General features: G+C 47.4%; 17 protein-coding genes and 1 pseudogene. 16 read left to right on the top strand and 2 right to left on the bottom strand.

The window, feature by feature from the left end; translation table 11 throughout:
• Window positions 1-70: 70 nt before the first annotated feature.
• Entirely contained in the window at window positions 71-1,204 is a 1,134-nt protein-coding gene (locus ACTHPG_RS13950) for a M20/M25/M40 family metallo-hydrolase (RefSeq protein WP_440390023.1), read from the top strand.
• 146 nt (window positions 1,205-1,350) lie between these two features.
• On the opposite strand, the gene ACTHPG_RS13945 is transcribed toward ACTHPG_RS13950, so the two are convergent.
• Entirely contained in the window at window positions 1,351-1,485 is a 135-nt protein-coding gene (locus tag ACTHPG_RS13945; RefSeq protein WP_278294300.1) for a Z-ring formation inhibitor MciZ, read from the bottom strand.
• Between the two features lie 123 nt (window positions 1,486-1,608).
• Between ACTHPG_RS13945 and ACTHPG_RS13940 the strand changes: the two genes are divergently transcribed.
• The 11 genes from ACTHPG_RS13940 (at window position 1,609) to sigF (ending at window position 10,339) form a co-directional block, all read left to right on the top strand.
• Entirely contained in the window at window positions 1,609-2,202 is a 594-nt protein-coding gene (locus ACTHPG_RS13940) for an NUDIX domain-containing protein (RefSeq protein WP_440390021.1), read from the top strand.
• A 2-nt stretch (window positions 2,203-2,204) separates the two neighbouring features.
• Window positions 2,205-3,425, top strand: a complete 1,221-nt coding sequence (locus ACTHPG_RS13935) for an endonuclease Q family protein (RefSeq protein ID WP_440390019.1) — start codon at window positions 2,205-2,207, stop codon at window positions 3,423-3,425.
• 196 nt (window positions 3,426-3,621) lie between these two features.
• Window positions 3,622-4,251, top strand: a complete 630-nt coding sequence (gene spoIIM, locus ACTHPG_RS13930) for a stage II sporulation protein M (RefSeq protein WP_124116446.1) — start codon at window positions 3,622-3,624, stop codon at window positions 4,249-4,251.
• A gap of 107 nt (window positions 4,252-4,358) precedes the next feature.
• The gene (gene fur, locus ACTHPG_RS13925; RefSeq protein ID WP_090922447.1) at window positions 4,359-4,826 is read left to right on the top strand and encodes a ferric iron uptake transcriptional regulator; all 468 of its coding nucleotides are present in this window, start codon (window positions 4,359-4,361) and stop codon (window positions 4,824-4,826) included.
• A 159-nt stretch (window positions 4,827-4,985) separates the two neighbouring features.
• Entirely contained in the window at window positions 4,986-5,228 is a 243-nt protein-coding gene (locus ACTHPG_RS13920) for a DUF4227 family protein (protein ID WP_017687632.1), read from the top strand.
• A gap of 75 nt (window positions 5,229-5,303) precedes the next feature.
• A complete protein-coding gene (locus ACTHPG_RS13915; RefSeq protein WP_440390016.1) occupies window positions 5,304-6,194 on the top strand; it encodes a tyrosine recombinase in 891 nt (296 codons plus the stop codon).
• Between the two features lie 178 nt (window positions 6,195-6,372).
• Window positions 6,373-7,197 (top strand): purine-nucleoside phosphorylase, encoded by an 825-nt coding sequence (locus ACTHPG_RS13910; protein ID WP_062835238.1) that lies wholly within the window; start codon window positions 6,373-6,375, stop codon window positions 7,195-7,197.
• 247 nt (window positions 7,198-7,444) lie between these two features.
• Complete coding sequence (locus ACTHPG_RS13905; RefSeq protein ID WP_440390014.1) at window positions 7,445-8,620, top strand: D-alanyl-D-alanine carboxypeptidase family protein; 1,176 nt, start codon at window positions 7,445-7,447, stop codon at window positions 8,618-8,620.
• 143 nt (window positions 8,621-8,763) lie between these two features.
• On the top strand, window positions 8,764-9,117 hold the full coding sequence (spoIIAA, locus tag ACTHPG_RS13900; RefSeq protein ID WP_017687636.1) for an anti-sigma F factor antagonist: 354 nt from the start codon (window positions 8,764-8,766) through the stop codon (window positions 9,115-9,117).
• Window positions 9,114-9,569 carry an anti-sigma F factor gene (gene spoIIAB / locus ACTHPG_RS13895; protein ID WP_421886473.1) on the top strand — a complete coding sequence of 152 codons (456 nt, stop codon included), beginning with the start codon at window positions 9,114-9,116 and terminating at the stop codon, window positions 9,567-9,569. Before spoIIAA ends, spoIIAB begins: the two co-directional genes overlap by 4 nt.
• Window positions 9,570-9,583: 14 nt before the next feature.
• Entirely contained in the window at window positions 9,584-10,339 is a 756-nt protein-coding gene (gene sigF / locus ACTHPG_RS13890; RefSeq protein ID WP_036607856.1) for an RNA polymerase sporulation sigma factor SigF, read from the top strand.
• Between the two features lie 101 nt (window positions 10,340-10,440).
• On the opposite strand, the pseudogene ACTHPG_RS13885 reads toward sigF, so the two are convergent.
• Window positions 10,441-11,354, bottom strand: a pseudogene (locus ACTHPG_RS13885) (DMT family transporter).
• Window positions 11,355-11,461: 107 nt separating this feature from the next.
• Here ACTHPG_RS13885 and ACTHPG_RS13880 point away from each other — a divergent pair.
• The 4 genes from ACTHPG_RS13880 to ACTHPG_RS13865 all read left to right on the top strand — a co-directional run bounded on the left by ACTHPG_RS13880 (window position 11,462) and on the right by ACTHPG_RS13865 (window position 15,573).
• Window positions 11,462-12,370: an AraC family transcriptional regulator gene (locus tag ACTHPG_RS13880; RefSeq protein WP_440390011.1), complete on the top strand. Its 909-nt coding sequence runs from the start codon at window positions 11,462-11,464 to the stop codon at window positions 12,368-12,370.
• Between the two features lie 445 nt (window positions 12,371-12,815).
• On the top strand, window positions 12,816-13,472 hold the full coding sequence (locus tag ACTHPG_RS13875) for a stage V sporulation protein AA (protein WP_440390009.1): 657 nt from the start codon (window positions 12,816-12,818) through the stop codon (window positions 13,470-13,472).
• Window positions 13,453-13,881, top strand: coding sequence for a stage V sporulation protein AB (locus ACTHPG_RS13870; RefSeq protein WP_440390007.1), 429 nt, complete (start codon window positions 13,453-13,455; stop codon window positions 13,879-13,881). Before ACTHPG_RS13875 ends, ACTHPG_RS13870 begins: the two co-directional genes overlap by 20 nt.
• A gap of 24 nt (window positions 13,882-13,905) precedes the next feature.
• Complete coding sequence (locus tag ACTHPG_RS13865; protein ID WP_440390005.1) at window positions 13,906-15,573, top strand: spore germination protein; 1,668 nt, start codon at window positions 13,906-13,908, stop codon at window positions 15,571-15,573.
• Window positions 15,574-15,624: the final 51 nt, after the last annotated feature.

Genomic DNA, 15,624 nt, shown 5'->3' with positions numbered 1-15,624 from the left:
AACTCCTTTCAACATAAAGTAAGCCATAGTAATTGTATTGTACCGTATCCACGAGAGGGAGGAAAGTCCTGTGATTAAACAACAACGTGTTATTGATCAGTTCATGGAACTGGTGCAGATTGATAGTGAAACGAAAAATGAACAGAACATCTCCAAGGTGTTAAAAGAACAGTTTGCAGACCTCGGACTACATGTCTATGAGGACGACACCATGGAGCAAACCGGACATGGCGCCGGAAACCTCGTTATTACTTGGGAAGCCGAAGGAACAGATGACGTTGCACCGATCTTTTTCACATGTCATATGGACACTGTAACGCCGGGACAGGGCATTAAGCCTGAACTGGGTGAAGATGGCTGGATTCGCAGTGATGGAACAACAATCCTGGGAGCAGATGACAAAGCAGGGATTGCGGCATTGTTCGAAGCAATTCGTGTGATCCAGGAAAACAAGATTCCTCATGGTAAAATTCAATTCGTCATTACAGTTGGCGAAGAGTCTGGCCTGGTGGGCGCACGTGCGATGAATCCGAAGGATATCGATGCCGAGTTCGGTTATGCGCTTGACTCTAATGGGGCTGTAGGCACGATCTGTGTAGCTGCACCAGCCAGAGCTGAAATTCAAATGAGCATCTATGGTAAGTCCGCACATGCGGGTGTGAACCCGGAAGACGGAATCAGCGCCATTCAGGTTGCAGCCAAAGCAATTGCAGCGATGACACTGGGCAGAATTGATGATGAGACAACAGCAAACATTGGCAAATTCCAGGGTGGATCAGCACTCAACGTGGTATGTGATTTTGTACAACTTGAAGCGGAAGCTCGCAGTATCGTGCAGGAGAAAGTTGAATTGCAGGTTGCACAGATGCGTGACGCGCTCGAAACAACATGTCGCAAATACGGTGCAACGGCTGAATTCAGAAGCGAGATTCTGTATCCTGCATTTGGTTTCCATGATGAACACGAAGTTGTACAGCTTGCGCAGCGTGCCATCCGTAGTATTGGTCTGGAGACGAGTACGTTTGCTTCCGGTGGTGGCAGTGATGCCAATATCTTTAACGGATTCGACATTCCAACTGTGAACCTGGCGGTAGGGTATGAGGATATTCATACAACCAAAGAACGCATTCGTGCCGAAGACATTGTGAAGTTGTCCCAGGTAGTCGTGGCTATTATTCAGGAAACGGCAGCCGACAAGAAATAACAGGTAACTCTTAGACAAAAGTCCGAATCCGGTCTGATCGGATTCGGACTTTTTGCAAATTCATGTTATATTTCAAGGGAGAAGTTTCGTTAATTTAGAGTCAAATTACATCGATGGGCGAACGGATTAAAGATCCAATGCCTCATTCATTTGCGTCCAGCGAGCAGATCGCTTAACTTGGCATCCGGGCCCCACTCACGCAACCATTGCTTGAGTATGAGCTGTACTTGCCGGGCTTGTCCTACCACGTGTACGGATTGAGGCGTCAAATAACTATTCATTGAATGTCCCCCTGATTCGTTTATATTTTGCTGTGAGAGTTCTATAAGCTCACCATATGCCCAAAATCAGAGAATTATACATTAGCTGAATATATAATCTAACGATATGGAGTTGAAGAACGAATGAAATCAAACCAATCTGCCCAATCCATCCATGCAGCCCAACCTGCCAATCCAAAATTGGATGAAGTGACCGTATCCACCAAGCCAATCTTCGAGGGGAAAGTCATTTCACTTCAGGTCGATACGGTTAAGATGCCGAATGGTCAGACAGCTACACGTGAGATCATTCGGCACCCCGGAGCGGTAGCAGTACTTGCGCTGAATGGGGATCGCATGCTTGTAGTGGATCAATATCGTCAGGCGATGGGACGCACGGAAGTGGAGATTCCTGCGGGAAAGCTGGACCCGGGAGAAGAGCCGGAAGTAGCTGCAGCACGTGAATTGCGGGAAGAGACGGGATATGTAGCCAAGTCGCTGCGTCATTTGCGTTCCTTCTACACCTCACCTGGGTTCGCAGATGAGGTCATTCACCTTTACATCGCGGAAGAGTTGGAAGCCGGAGATATGGAACTGGACGAAGATGAATTCCTTGAAGTATCCGAGATTACACTGGAGGAAGCGTACGCTCTCATGGACGAGAATCGGATTAGTGATGCCAAAACGATGATGGCTGTGTATGCGTGGGACCTCTACAGAACGACAGGACGGTTCTAGGCATGCAACAACAACTGGAAACGTCTATGGTGTGGGAGCCCTGTTATGCAGACCTGCATATTCACATCGGACGAACCTCTCGTGGTGAGGCCGTGAAAATCAGTGGCAGTCGCGATCTGACATTTGAGAATATTGCCCGGGAAGCATCGGAACGCAAAGGAATTCATTTGCTTGGTGTTATTGATTGTCATTCTCCGGTTGTACAGATGGATATCGAGCAATTGCTGGAGAGTGGTACCATGTCCGAGATCGAGGGCGGCGGTATTGCTTATCAGGACACGACCATTCTGTTGGGGACAGAGATTGAGCTGCGTGAGCCTGGAATGCGCGAGTTTCATATGCTGGCGTACTTCCGTGATCTGAAAACGATGAAGTCCTTCACGGACTGGATGAAACGTTATATGAAAAATGTGAATCTCAGTTCTCAGCGGGTATACGTGCCCGCCCTAGAAATGCAGTCCGAGATTAAGGCACGTGGTGGACTTATTGTGCCTGCACATGTATTTACACCACACAAAGGAATATATGGCAGTACAGCTCCCCGTATGCGCGATGTACTGGATACTGGCCTTGTGGATGCTGTTGAGCTTGGGTTAAGCTCTGATTCATCCATGGCCAGTTATATTCGGGAATTGGATCATATTCCGTTCCTGACGAATTCGGATGCTCACTCCCTCGGTAAGATTGGACGGGAGTATAACGAGCTGCAGGTTGCGGCACCTTCATTTGATGAATTCCATATGGCTCTCAAAGGAGAATCAGGTAGAAGAATTGCCGCCAATTATGGTCTGAATCCAAGACTGGGCAAGTACCATCGTACCTACTGTGCAGCGTGTGGCAGCATTATGGATGAGCAGGCGATGTCGGCAGAACGTTGCCCTCACTGCGGCAGTCTGAAGCTGGTGCAGGGGGTACTCGACCGCATTCTGGCAATCTCTGATCGGGAGAGTCCTCATGTGCCTGCAAACAGACCAGCCTATCAGTATCAGGTACCACTGGAGTTCATCCCTGGACTTGGCAAAGCCAAACTGCGCCAGCTACTGGACCATTTTGGTACAGAGATGAACATCCTTCATCGTACGCATGAGGAAGAACTTGCTGCGGTGGTTGGACCTGTGTTGGCAGGACTTATCGTGGCCGCACGGAATGGTCAACTGGAGCTGTCTTCCGGAGGTGGGGGAACGTACGGGAAGGTTGCTGTTCAGGTAAAATCGTCAGATTAGATCAGTGATCGAAAGGTTGTTCTGTCATCGGAGTGACCCGTGTAAATATTCTTTATTTCAGCTGATATAGCTTCACTTCACGTAGAGTCAATCTGGACAAGAAGTCATACAGGTGCATTCCGGTTCATAAGAATGAGTGTGAGGATGTAACTGAGAATCCTTGCAGCATGATACCGGAAAGGGGACTCGTATCTGTATGCGCTCTTCCTACTTCACATTTAAAGGTCAGACTTCGTTATATGTATTCGTGGCTGTCTTGTTCCTGGTCGGCGTTATATTTGGCGCGCTCATGGTGAACGCATTGTCTCTTGAGCAACGTCAGGATCTGGAAGGGTATCTCGGCAATTTCTTCATGACCGTGCAGCACAGCGCACAGGTGACTGAGACCGGGGCTTACTGGGACATTGCCATGCTTCATCTGAAATGGGTAGGTCTGATCTTTATTCTGGGACTATCCGTCGTTGGACTGCCGGGTATACTGGTATTGGATTTTCTCAAAGGTGTGCTCATTGGATTCACAGTGGGGTACCTTGTAGGGCAGTACTCCTGGAAAGGGCTGCTATTTGCACTGGTTTCCGTGGCACCGCATAATCTATTTGTCATTCCGATCCTCCTGGTCTGCAGTGTGGCGGCGATGACATTCTCGTTATACATCATTCGCAATCGTGTTTTGATGCAGCGAACACCTGGTCGACAAAGGCCTTTTGCTTCATATATAGTGTTAACTTTGGTCATGGCTGCACTGCTTCTCGGCGTGGCGTCTTTTGAAACATGGGTTACACCTGCGATGATGCGTTGGGTCACGCCAATGCTACTACCGGCCTAACGTGCATCGCATGGTGTAAAATGTTGACTTTAATTACGCACTCCCCCTATAATGAAAAGAGTGGGTTAAGTTGCAGTGTGCAGTGATTTCCTAGGGGGAGGGAGAAAATGGAAGCACGGATTGATAAAATTAAGCAGCAACTACAGTCCCAAGGATATAAATTAACGCCCCAGCGGGAAGCCACCGTAAGAGTACTTCTTGAGAATGAAGAAGATCATCTGAGCGCAGAAGACGTATTCATGCTCGTTAAAGAAAAGGCTCCCGAAATCGGTCTGGCAACCGTGTACCGTACCCTCGAACTGCTGAGTGAGCTGCATGTTGTAGAGAAAATCAACTTCGGCGACGGTGTAGCGCGTTATGATCTGCGCGGAGATACATCCAAGCATCACCATCATCACTTAATCTGTGTTCAATGCGGAAGTATGGATGAAATACGTGAAGACTGGCTTGGACCGCTTGAAGAGCGTTTGGAGCGTGAATTCAACTTTTCGGTAGTAGATCACCGACTGGACTTTCATGGAATTTGTTATCGTTGCAAAGCTAAAAATGAACAGAAACCCAAAGATGAAGAATAACATAGCATATCTTCAAGCTCTCACCGGCGGTTTTGACGGGAGAGCTTTTTTGGCACCGGACATGATCTGGAGTTCCCACCGAATGGCATAAACTCGTGTTTATGGACATACCCTGATTCAAGGGCATTACCGGGTTTGAATCGGAAGGGGGATATACCCATGATTATATCAGTGCGGAGAGGGCTCCGTTTTATTCGATTTATTATATTTTTTGCTGCATTAGTTTATCTGTTCTATCATGTTCTGGATCTGTTCAATGGTTGGATCTCACCTGTGGACCAGTATCAGATGCCGACTGGCAATGCAATCAAAGTATTTCAGGAAACGGATTGGCCGGGTAATGGAGAAGGACGTCCTACGATGGCAGAGCGTCTCCGTCTGTTCTATTGGTACGGAGAGTAGCTTCAAACAGCCAGGGATGCAAATACGGGAGCAGTCTGCCGGAGCGGCAGATCTGTCAGTTGAGGAGCGTTGTACATGAAACAGACGATACACGCCTACGCCTTATACTTGGAAGATGATAAAGGGATGTCGAGCAGCACACTTGAATCGTATCTCCGAGACGTGGACAAGTTCATTGAATTTGCAGATAAGGAATATGGCATACGCGAAGCCGATCAGGTCAGACGCACGCATGTCCTCCTGTTTGCAGGTCACCTCAAACAGGCAGGTCGGGCCAATGCAACCATTGCCCGCAGCATCGTATCTCTGCGCTCCTACTTTCATTTTTTGATGCGGCGGGGGGATATTATACAGGACCCTACGTTTGATGTGGAAGCTCCCAAGGCGGACAAGTCGCCACCACAGGTGTTAAGCATACAGGAGATTGAGCAATTGCTGACAGTGCCTGATATTCGTTCACCGCAGGGTGTGAGAGATCGAGCGATGCTTGAACTGTTATATGCTACAGGCATTCGGGTCTCGGAACTGATTGCGCTGGACATTCGGGATGTGCAGCCAGGCATGCGTTTTATACGATGCGGTGGGGCGGGCAAGGAACGCATCCTTCCCATTGGTGCACCAGCTGCACATTGGGCAAGAGTATATGTGGAGGAATTCCGCAACAAGTTGCTCAAAACCGAATCGGACGAGCAGGCACTATTTGTCAATGTAACAGGCAGGCGTTTAACCCGGCAGGGCTTCTGGAAGCTGCTCAAAAAAGCAGCGGTGGACGCGGGAATCTCGGAAGAAATTACACCGCATACGCTGCGTCACTCCTTTGCGGCACACTTGATTGCCAATGGGGCGGATACACGTGCGGTTCAAGACATGCTGGGTCACGTGGAGCAGCCTGGACAACAATATGGCAATCATGGTCGCAAAACGATGAAAGAAATCTATGAAACCCATCATCCGAGGGCAAGATAGATTTTGACGCATGGCATTCACAAATAAATGCGGAACATCGGGCCGATTTAGGATAAAATAAATTGAATACATCCAAACGCCGTTATACATAAGCAGTTTGCATAAATTCGGATTGAATAGATTTTGCAAAATGCGTCTATAGACGGATCGTTTCAATTCAAGGAGGAACATACATCGCATGACAGCATTAAACCAACAAATGATTTCGGAAGCAGCATCTTATATCCAAAGCAAAAGCTCCATCAAGCCGGAAGTCGGTTTGATTTTGGGTTCGGGTCTTGGCGTACTGGCAGAACTGATTGAAGATGGCGTAAGCATCGCTTATCAGGATATTCCACATTTTCCGGTGTCCACTGTAGAAGGACATGAAGGTGAGCTATTGGTCGGAACCATCAAAGGTCGTCCGGTCGTGATGATGAAAGGCCGCTTCCACATGTACGAAGGATATGGTCCGGAATTGACAGCTTTTCCGGTACGAGTAATGAAAGAACTGGGTGTAAGTAGCTTGCTTGTCACCAATGCGGCGGGCGGCGTGAACACGTCGTATGAAGCTGGAGACTTGATGCTGATCTCTGATCACTTGAATCTTACAGGCAAAAATCCACTGATCGGACCCAATGACGCTGCACTGGGCGTACGTTTCCCTGATCTCTCTGAAGCCTATAGCCGCCGTTTGCGTGCACTCGCGAAGGATACGGCCGCATCACAAGGTTTTAACGTACGTGAAGGGGTATACGCAGGTATGCTTGGTCCGAACTACGAGACACCAGCAGAGATCAAAATGCTGCGTACTTTGGGCGCAGACGCAGTGGGCATGTCCACGGTCTCTGAAGTGATCGTGGCACGCCATGCAGGCCTGGAAGTGCTCGGCATTTCCTGTATCAGCAACATGGCTGCCGGAATTTTGGACCAGCCGCTTTCACACGATGAGGTGATGGAAACGACGGAACGAGTTCGTGAATCGTTCCTGGCGCTGGTATTGGCTGTTATTCCGCAAATGTAAGCATGGTTTAAATAGAGAAGGTTACCTCTTTGAGTGAGAAATCATCAGAGGTAACCTTTTTCTTGTTGTGTTGAGCGCACTGTTACTCATTGAATGAGTGCAGTGCTTTTTTCGCTTTGATCACATTTTCAATAAAAGTTCGGGAAATCATGCTTTACATGGAATAATTTACTGGAAACGGGCCGACAATGATTAGCAGTACATGTATGGAACATGCAGTAAGCAAGTCATTTGAGGAGGTAACCTTGTGAAGAAAAGAATAATGGCATCGTTCATGACCCTTTGTATTCTGCTGTCCCTTTTGGCATCATCAGCATTGGCTGAAGAAACACCGAAGGCAGCGGGAGGAACGGATCTGGCCCCGTCCGCGCGTTCTGCGATCTTAATGGATGCAGACACCGGAACGGTCATTTATGAGAAAAACAGTCATGATCAGCTGCCTCCGGCGAGCATTACGAAGATTATGACCATGCTGCTTACGATCGAAGCGATCGACTCGGGTAAGCTGAAGCTGACGGACAAAGTAAGAACGAGTGAATATGCGGCTTCCATGGGTGGTTCGCAGATCTTTCTGGAGCCTGGGGAAGAGATGACAGTCGATGACATGTTAAAAGGAATCGCGATGGCCTCGGGCAATGATGCCTCAGTGGCTATGGCCGAGAAGATTGCTGGTTCGGAAGAAGCCTTTGTACAGCTGATGAATGAGCGTGCGAAGGAGCTTGGCATGAAGGATACTCATTTTGCCAACTGTAACGGTCTTCCGGTTGATAATCATTATTCTTCCGCACATGACATTGCCGTCATGAGCCGTGAACTGCTGAAGCATTCCGGGATTACAAAGTACACCGGTGCCTATCAGGATTACCTTCGCAAAGATTCGGAAAAGCCATTCTGGCTGGTGAATACGAACAAGCTGGTTCGTTTTTATGAAGGGGCAGACGGTTTGAAAACGGGTTACACGTCCGAAGCGAAATTCTGTCTGTCTGCAACAGCGTCCAAGGGTGGACTGCGTGTCGTTTCGGTGGTACTTGGTGAACCGAATACCAAAACACGGAATAGCGAAGTGTCTTCGATGTTTGACTATGCTTTTAGTCAATATACGATGAAAGCTCTCTATAAGGCAGGGGATCTCCTGGGCAGTCTGAAAATCGAAAAAGGCGAAGTAGCCGAGTTGCCGCTGAATGCCACACAAAATTACAGTGTACTGATGCGCAAAGGAGCCAAATCCAATGACATCCGGCATGAATTGTTAGTTGCCAAAGAACTGAAAGCCCCGATCAAAGCCGGGCAAAGTATTGGTAAACTTGTGGTTTATCAAGGCAACGACGTGATTAAGGAGTTCGACATTCAGGCTCCGCAGGATGTAAATAAAGCTGGCTGGTGGAAGCTGTTCAAGCGGACAACGTCCAACCTGTTTGACTAAACGGCGATTTCTGCGAGTTGCGCGTATCCCTCGAACGTATTTTGTAGTTAAATAGGGGTTTTCTTCTAGTTTTGTCGGGGGGCAGGAAAAGCCTTCGGAAGCGTAGAAATCCTTGTTCAAGACAGGGAGGAGAGTGAGCAAACGTGAACTTGCATGTGGAAATGGAACATCATCGCGGGATTCTGATTGTACGATTATCCGGGGAGCTGGATCACCATACAGCTGACATGGTACGGATGCAGATGGATGAAGCCATCCAGCGGAGACAAAGCGAGCATCTCGTACTCAGCCTGAAAGATCTGCAATTTATGGATAGTTCGGGTCTGGGTGTCATTTTGGGAAGATACAAACTCATTAAGAATAAAGGCGGCAAGATGGTGGTCTGTGACGTCAATTCGCCGGTGTACCGTTTGTTGGAAATGTCGGGTCTGTTCAAGATTATGCCGATATACGAAAATGAGGGAACTGCTCTCTCAGGTCTGGAGGTCGTCTCATGAATGAAGGAACAGGGACAAATTTCATGAATCTGCAATTTGCGGCCAAGTCAGAGAATGAGTCGTTTGCACGGGTAACCGTTGCTGCGTTTATCTCCCAGCTTGATCCAACGATGGACGAGCTCAGTGACCTGAAGACGGTCATTTCGGAAGCCGTAACCAATAGCATCATTCACGGATACAACAACAACGCCGAAGGTGTTGTGTCCATCCAGGCCGAGATTCGGGAAGACATGATTACGATTATTGTGGAAGATCGCGGTGAAGGAATCGAAGATCTTGAACTGGCTAAACAGCCGCTATATACGTCCAAACCCGAACTTGAGCGGTCGGGCATGGGCTTTACCATTATGGAAAACTTCATGGATGAATTCGAAGTCAGCAGTGAGCCCGGCAGAGGCACCTCCATCAAGATGAAAAAAAGGATTGAATCCAAGAAAGCATTGTATAATTAGGGGTTGGTGTTCTTATGGATGCTGAAGTGAAACCATCTTCACAGACCTATTTGGACGATGCCGAGGTCAAACGGCTGATTGCGCTCAGTCAGTCGGGGGACCATGTCTCACGGGATACGCTGGTGAACTGCAACATCAGACTCGTCTGGTCCGTCGTACAGCGTTTTATGAACAGGGGATATGATCCGGAAGATCTGTTCCAGATTGGTTGTATCGGTCTGCTCAAGTCAGTGGACAAATTTGATCTTAGTTATGACGTGAAGTTCTCAACCTACGCGGTGCCGATGATCATCGGAGAAATCCAGCGATTCCTGCGGGATGACGGTACCCTGAAGGTCAGTCGTTCACTGAAAGAAATGGCGAATAAAGTCCGCAAAAAAAGGGACGAACTGTCCAAACATCTGGATCGTTTGCCAACGATCAAGGAGGTTGCCGCAGAGCTGGGAGTAACCCCGGAGGAAGTCGTTTTTGCCCAGGAAGCGAACAAACCACCGACCTCTATTCATGAGACCGTATTTGAGAATGACGGGGATCCCATTACATTAATGGATCAGATTGCCGACGAGTCTCAGGAACGTTGGTTTGACAAACTGGCGCTGAATGAAGCCATCGGTGGTCTCAGCGAGCGGGAGCGATTAATCGTCTATCTAAGGTATTACCGGGATCAGACTCAGTCCGAAGTTGCCAGCAGGTTGGGCATATCTCAGGTGCAAGTATCCCGTCTGGAGAAAAAAATACTGCAATCCATCCGCGATCAGATCGCGCAGTGATTCGGGAATTGCGACAACATTATTGGCGTTTATACACCAATATACGACAACTAACAACCTTCTATCGCGCATTATGGCGAGGGAGGTTATTTGTTGTTAATTCAGTGAGATCCCGAACGATTGGACTGCATGACCAGCATCATGCCGAGAATACATGCCATACCGATCCATTGATAGATGCCAAAGGGTTCATGAAGCCATAGGACGGTTGTTCCAACAGCAGCAAGGGGCTCTGCGCTCCCGAGTAGACTGGTCTCTTTGGGAGAAAGCCTTTGAGACTTGCAATATAAAACCAAAAAGCAAACATGGTTCCAAAAAGGATCGTAAATATCAAATAACCGTAAGTTTCGAGCGTGATGCTGGCAAAATTCATTTTCCATGGCGGGTAAATAAAACTCATTCCCAGACCACCGATAATCATTGCCCAGCCGACCACAACAAGTGAGTCGAACCTTTTGATCAGTTGCACGGCATACAGCGTATAAAATGCAGCGGAAACCCCGGATAACAACCCCCATATCACTGCGATCCAGGAGACAGATAATTGCCTAAGTGAGCCATTCGTCAGCAGGAGAAAACAGCCACCGAGAGCGAGAATAGCGCATAGGAGGTCATTGTGTGTGAGGGAAGACCGCCTCCGTAGTGCAAGGTATATCATGATCATGACAGGGGACAGGTATTGCAGCAGTGTAGCTACTGCGGAATTGCCGTGTTTAATGGATGCCATGTAGGTATACTGAACGGCAAGCATGCCCACCAGTCCGAAAATGATCAGCTGCATTGCTGTTTTCTTATTTCTCCACACATCAAAAATCTGAACTCGCCCACGTGTAAACGATTGAATAACCAGAAGAAGTAGCCCAGCAATCAGCAGTCGAACGGTTACATACCAGTTGACTTCAATGCCATCCAGTTGAAACAGTTTTTGAGATACCGTACCTCCAACTCCCCAGCATATGGCTCCCGTCAAGACGAGTAGAATACCTGAATATTTGGATTTTGCAAAAGTTGTCATGCTTGTCGCCTCACCTTAAATATAAGAATAGTGTTATATTAAGGGGAAATGAAGTACATTAATATCAATATTACACTTAAAAATATAATGATATTGAGATGAGGCCCATGCAGAATATTGAATTTATCATTGATCACAATTTGAAAGAAATGACGGAACACCGCACCGATACATTATCCGTAGCTTGTTATGAGACAACCATCGTTCATAATGTTCACGGACATATTCCTCTTCACTGGCATGATGAATTGCAGTTTGTTGCTGTTCTTCAGGGGAAGGCCCTGTTCCATATCAACGATCAAAAAATAGCAGTACCCCAGGGTGACGGGATTTTTATCAACAGTGGAATGATGCATATGGCCGAAGATCATGGTGTAAATGAGAACTGCATTTATCTGTGTTTGAATTTGTCCCCGCATGTTATCATGCCTTCGGATTTGTATGTAACGTACGTACATCCATATGTAACAGCAACGAATTTGCCTTTTCTGTATATCGAAAGAACGAATGTGTGGGGAGAACAGATCCTGGACGCGATTGCACGGATTAGAAGAGAGCTTGTGGACCAAGTTCCGTATTATGAAGTGAATGTTGCTTCTGCCGTGCTGAATATGTGGAAATTGTTGATTATGAACGGATATTCCCTGGAACATGATCCATCGGAGATGAGCAGGAACAAGCGAATAAAAGACATGTTGCAATGGATTCATCTTAACTATGCTATTCCGATCAGATTGGAAGATATTGCGAGGATTGGACAGTTGAGTCGATCGGAGACATGTCGTTACTTCAAGCAAATACTGAGAACGACACCCATGCAATATGTGTTAGAGTACCGCATCCAAAGAAGCATTGAACTTTTACAGCTTTCCGAACCTAGTATCACCGAAATTGCCTATGAGGTCGGTTTTAACAGCACGAGTTATTACATTAATCAGTTTCGCAAAACAATGAATTCAACCCCTTTACAATTTAGAAGGAAATTGAGTCAAAGAGACAAAAATCAAAATCTTTGAGTTTGTTCATACTCATGAATCCGTAAACCTATCAAGCTATACCCAAGAGTCGCTCATACGGCGACTTTTTTTATATGGAAATAATGCCCACACGTTGCCCCTTACCCTATTCATAGTCACTCCCCCCTTAAAGTAAAAATAAACTCCAAAAATCTTTTAAATCCCTTCCTACCCCCTCCCCAGCATATTTATTTCAACCATTTGGAAACGGGAGGGCGATGGCAGCGGAGGGATGGAATCGGTTAAAAGGAGCGAAGCGTTCGCCTTTATCCCCGGATTTCCTCCTTGAAAAGGAGAGTTCAAGAAATCCGGGGATAACAGCGACCAATGACCTCTCCATCCCGCAGCGCCACCACCCACCTCACGATCTTTTCCAACCAATTCGTAATAAATTTGCACATTCTTCAAATACTAACCTAAATTACGCAGTAAAGGAGTGCTATGGATGTCCCAGACACCCACTCCAGTGGTCTACGTTCGACTGCGCAGCCGTATTCGCATCCAGAGGGGCAGAGCAGTCAAGCTTGGAGACATTGCACATGTGCTGACTTCTTCCGAAGATCAGGAGCAAAGGTTGCTGGAGCTTGAACTTTTGCGCCCTGGATCGAAGGATGGCAATCTGATTCTCATTGATATCTTGCAGATTATTCCCCGAATTCGGCAGATCTTGCCGGAGGTAACCGTGGAACTGATGGGATCAGGTCATACATTGGTCGAAGTCATCGCAGGAAATGGCCAACCTTCCAAGTCCCTGTTCATTTTGGTGTGGCTGCTGCTGTTCTTCGGATCAGCCTTAACGATCATGAATTTTCATGCCGATGTGAACATGCAGGAAGTACAGATTCGAATTGTGGAGATGCTGACCGGGCATCGGGACGAACATCCCTATCTGTTCCAAGTGGCGTATTCCATTGGCATTGGATTCGGCATGGCCGTATTTTTTAATCACTTGTTTAAGAAAAAGTGGAACGAGGAGCCTACTCCGCTGGAAGTGGAGATGTTCCTCTACCAGCAAAATGTAGATCAATATGTGGTAATTGAGGAAAGCGAACGGATGCATGAGCAGGTACGCAGGGAGATGAATGCGGATGAGCGTTCTTAATGGAGCAATCAGCATTGTATTGGGTGTCGCAGGCGGAATTGCAGTAGGAAGCGGCGTTATTGCGCTCATTCTGGTGCTCGATATGATTCCCAGGCTGGCTCAACTTACCCAATCGTATGACAAAACTCACTGGTACGAAGGGGCGCTAATCGGTGGTTCACTGCTCGGGACGGTGGCTGACTTCTGGCATTGGAAAATGCATGGGGTGATGTTGCTCAGCCCGATCGTTGGGTTATTCTGTGGCGTGTTCATCGGTCTGCTCGCGGCGGCACTCACCGAGGTGCTTAATGTACTGCCCGTGCTTGCCAAACGATTAGGCATGAAACCTTATTTGTTTGGATTACTGCTCGCCATGATTTTGGGTAAAATGACAGGTTCCCTGTTTGATTTCTTTATATATCAACGGTAACTCGCGGCCATAGGAGGATGGAAGATGGATGAACGAACGGAGCACGCAGGCCAGGAACATAGTGAAGGGATAACCGAAGAGATGTTACACAAGTCTGCTTATGAGATTCAGAAGGAAGAAGAGGAGAGAGCGTACAATAAGAAAAAACAAAATGAGATGTCCGACAGCATTGAGGAATCCGTACAGTATTGGCAGGAAAACGATGATATTTCCCCACGCATGAGTGAAAATAAGAACACGCTCAAGCAAGTTCTCGGACTTGGGGAATCCTTTGACGTGGATATGAGAGAAATGGTACTGGGCGGCAAGCATGTAGGCTTGCTTCTTATCACCGGTTTCGCCAAAGATGAGATTCTACTGGAAGTATTAAAAAGGTTAACATATCTTACGCCTGATCAGGTATCCGAGCACGCGCTAAAATCTTATTTCGAATCTTACATTCCCCATATTCAGGTAGAAAAAGTTGAGAAGATGAGTGCGGTCATCAACAAGGTTCTTACCGGTATGAGTGCATTGTTCGTTGAGGGAGATCGCTCGGTCTTAATTATGGATACCCGGAGTTATCCGGTTCGTTCACCGGAAGAACCTTCATTGGAAAGGGTAGTCCGGGGTTCGAGAGACGGCTTTACCGAAACACTCCTGACCAATGTGACCTTGGTCCGTCGCAGAATACGCGACCCCGGACTGAAATTTGAGATCATGCAGGTCGGACGCAGAACACAAACCGATGTCTGCGTGGTGTACATTGATGATATTGTGGATAAAGTGCAGGTGGATTCCGTTCGTGAAAAAATTCAGCGAGTGGATATCGATGGTATTCCCGCAGCCGATAAGCAGCTCGAGGAAGCGATAATCAACAAGGGTTGGAATCCGTTCCCACTCGTTCGGTATTCTGAACGACCGGACGTTACAGCTTCGCATTTGTTGGAAGGACGAGTGGTCATTTTCGTGGACACTTCCCCTAGTGTGATGATTTTGCCGACGACCTTCTTTGACCTGTGTGAACATGCGGAGGAGAACAGACAGACGGCCTTGATGGGAACGTATTTGCGTTGGGTGCGTTTTGCAGGGATTCTCATATCGTTGTTTTTGCTACCACTATGGCTTCTCATGGTAATTGATCCTTCAATTAAACCCATGGGACTCGACTTCATTGGTCCGCAGGAAAATGTAAAACTGCCGCTGATTCTACAGTTCCTACTGATCGAACTGGGCGTTGATTTATTACGGATGGCAGCGGTTCATACGCCTACACCTCTGGCATCGGCAATGGGCTTGATTGCGGCCATTCTGGTCGGGGATATCGCGGTGAAAACAGGTTACTTTGTCAATGAAGTTGTACTCTATATGGCCATCGCAGCCATCGGAATGTTTGCCACGCCGAGTTACGAGCTTGGACTTGCCAACAGGTTGGTCAGGTTGGCTCTACTAGTCGCTGTTGCGATATTCAAGGTACCGGGACTGGTCGTGGGCAGTACACTGCTCATATTGGCGCTTACCGTTCACCGGTCGTACAATTCTTCGTATTTATGGCCTTTTATACCGTTTAATGCAAAGGCCCTGGGCAACTTTTTATTCCGGCTCCCGCTATTGGAAAGTAAAAAACGTCCATCATTCAACAAAACCCGTGACAACACCAAAATGTCCGATGATCCGGACGGTGAACTGCGAAAAAGTAAAAAACACAAATGATCTTCCGAAAAATCCATTCATCTCGCTGTTTAATTTGATATACTGGTGTAA

The sequence above is a fragment of the Paenibacillus sp. SAF-068 genome, assembly GCF_051967555.1.
Lineage (GTDB): Bacteria > Bacillota > Bacilli > Paenibacillales > Paenibacillaceae > Paenibacillus.
Note: the sequence above shows the minus strand (reverse complement) of the source record. Positions and strands in the feature narration are given on the sequence as shown.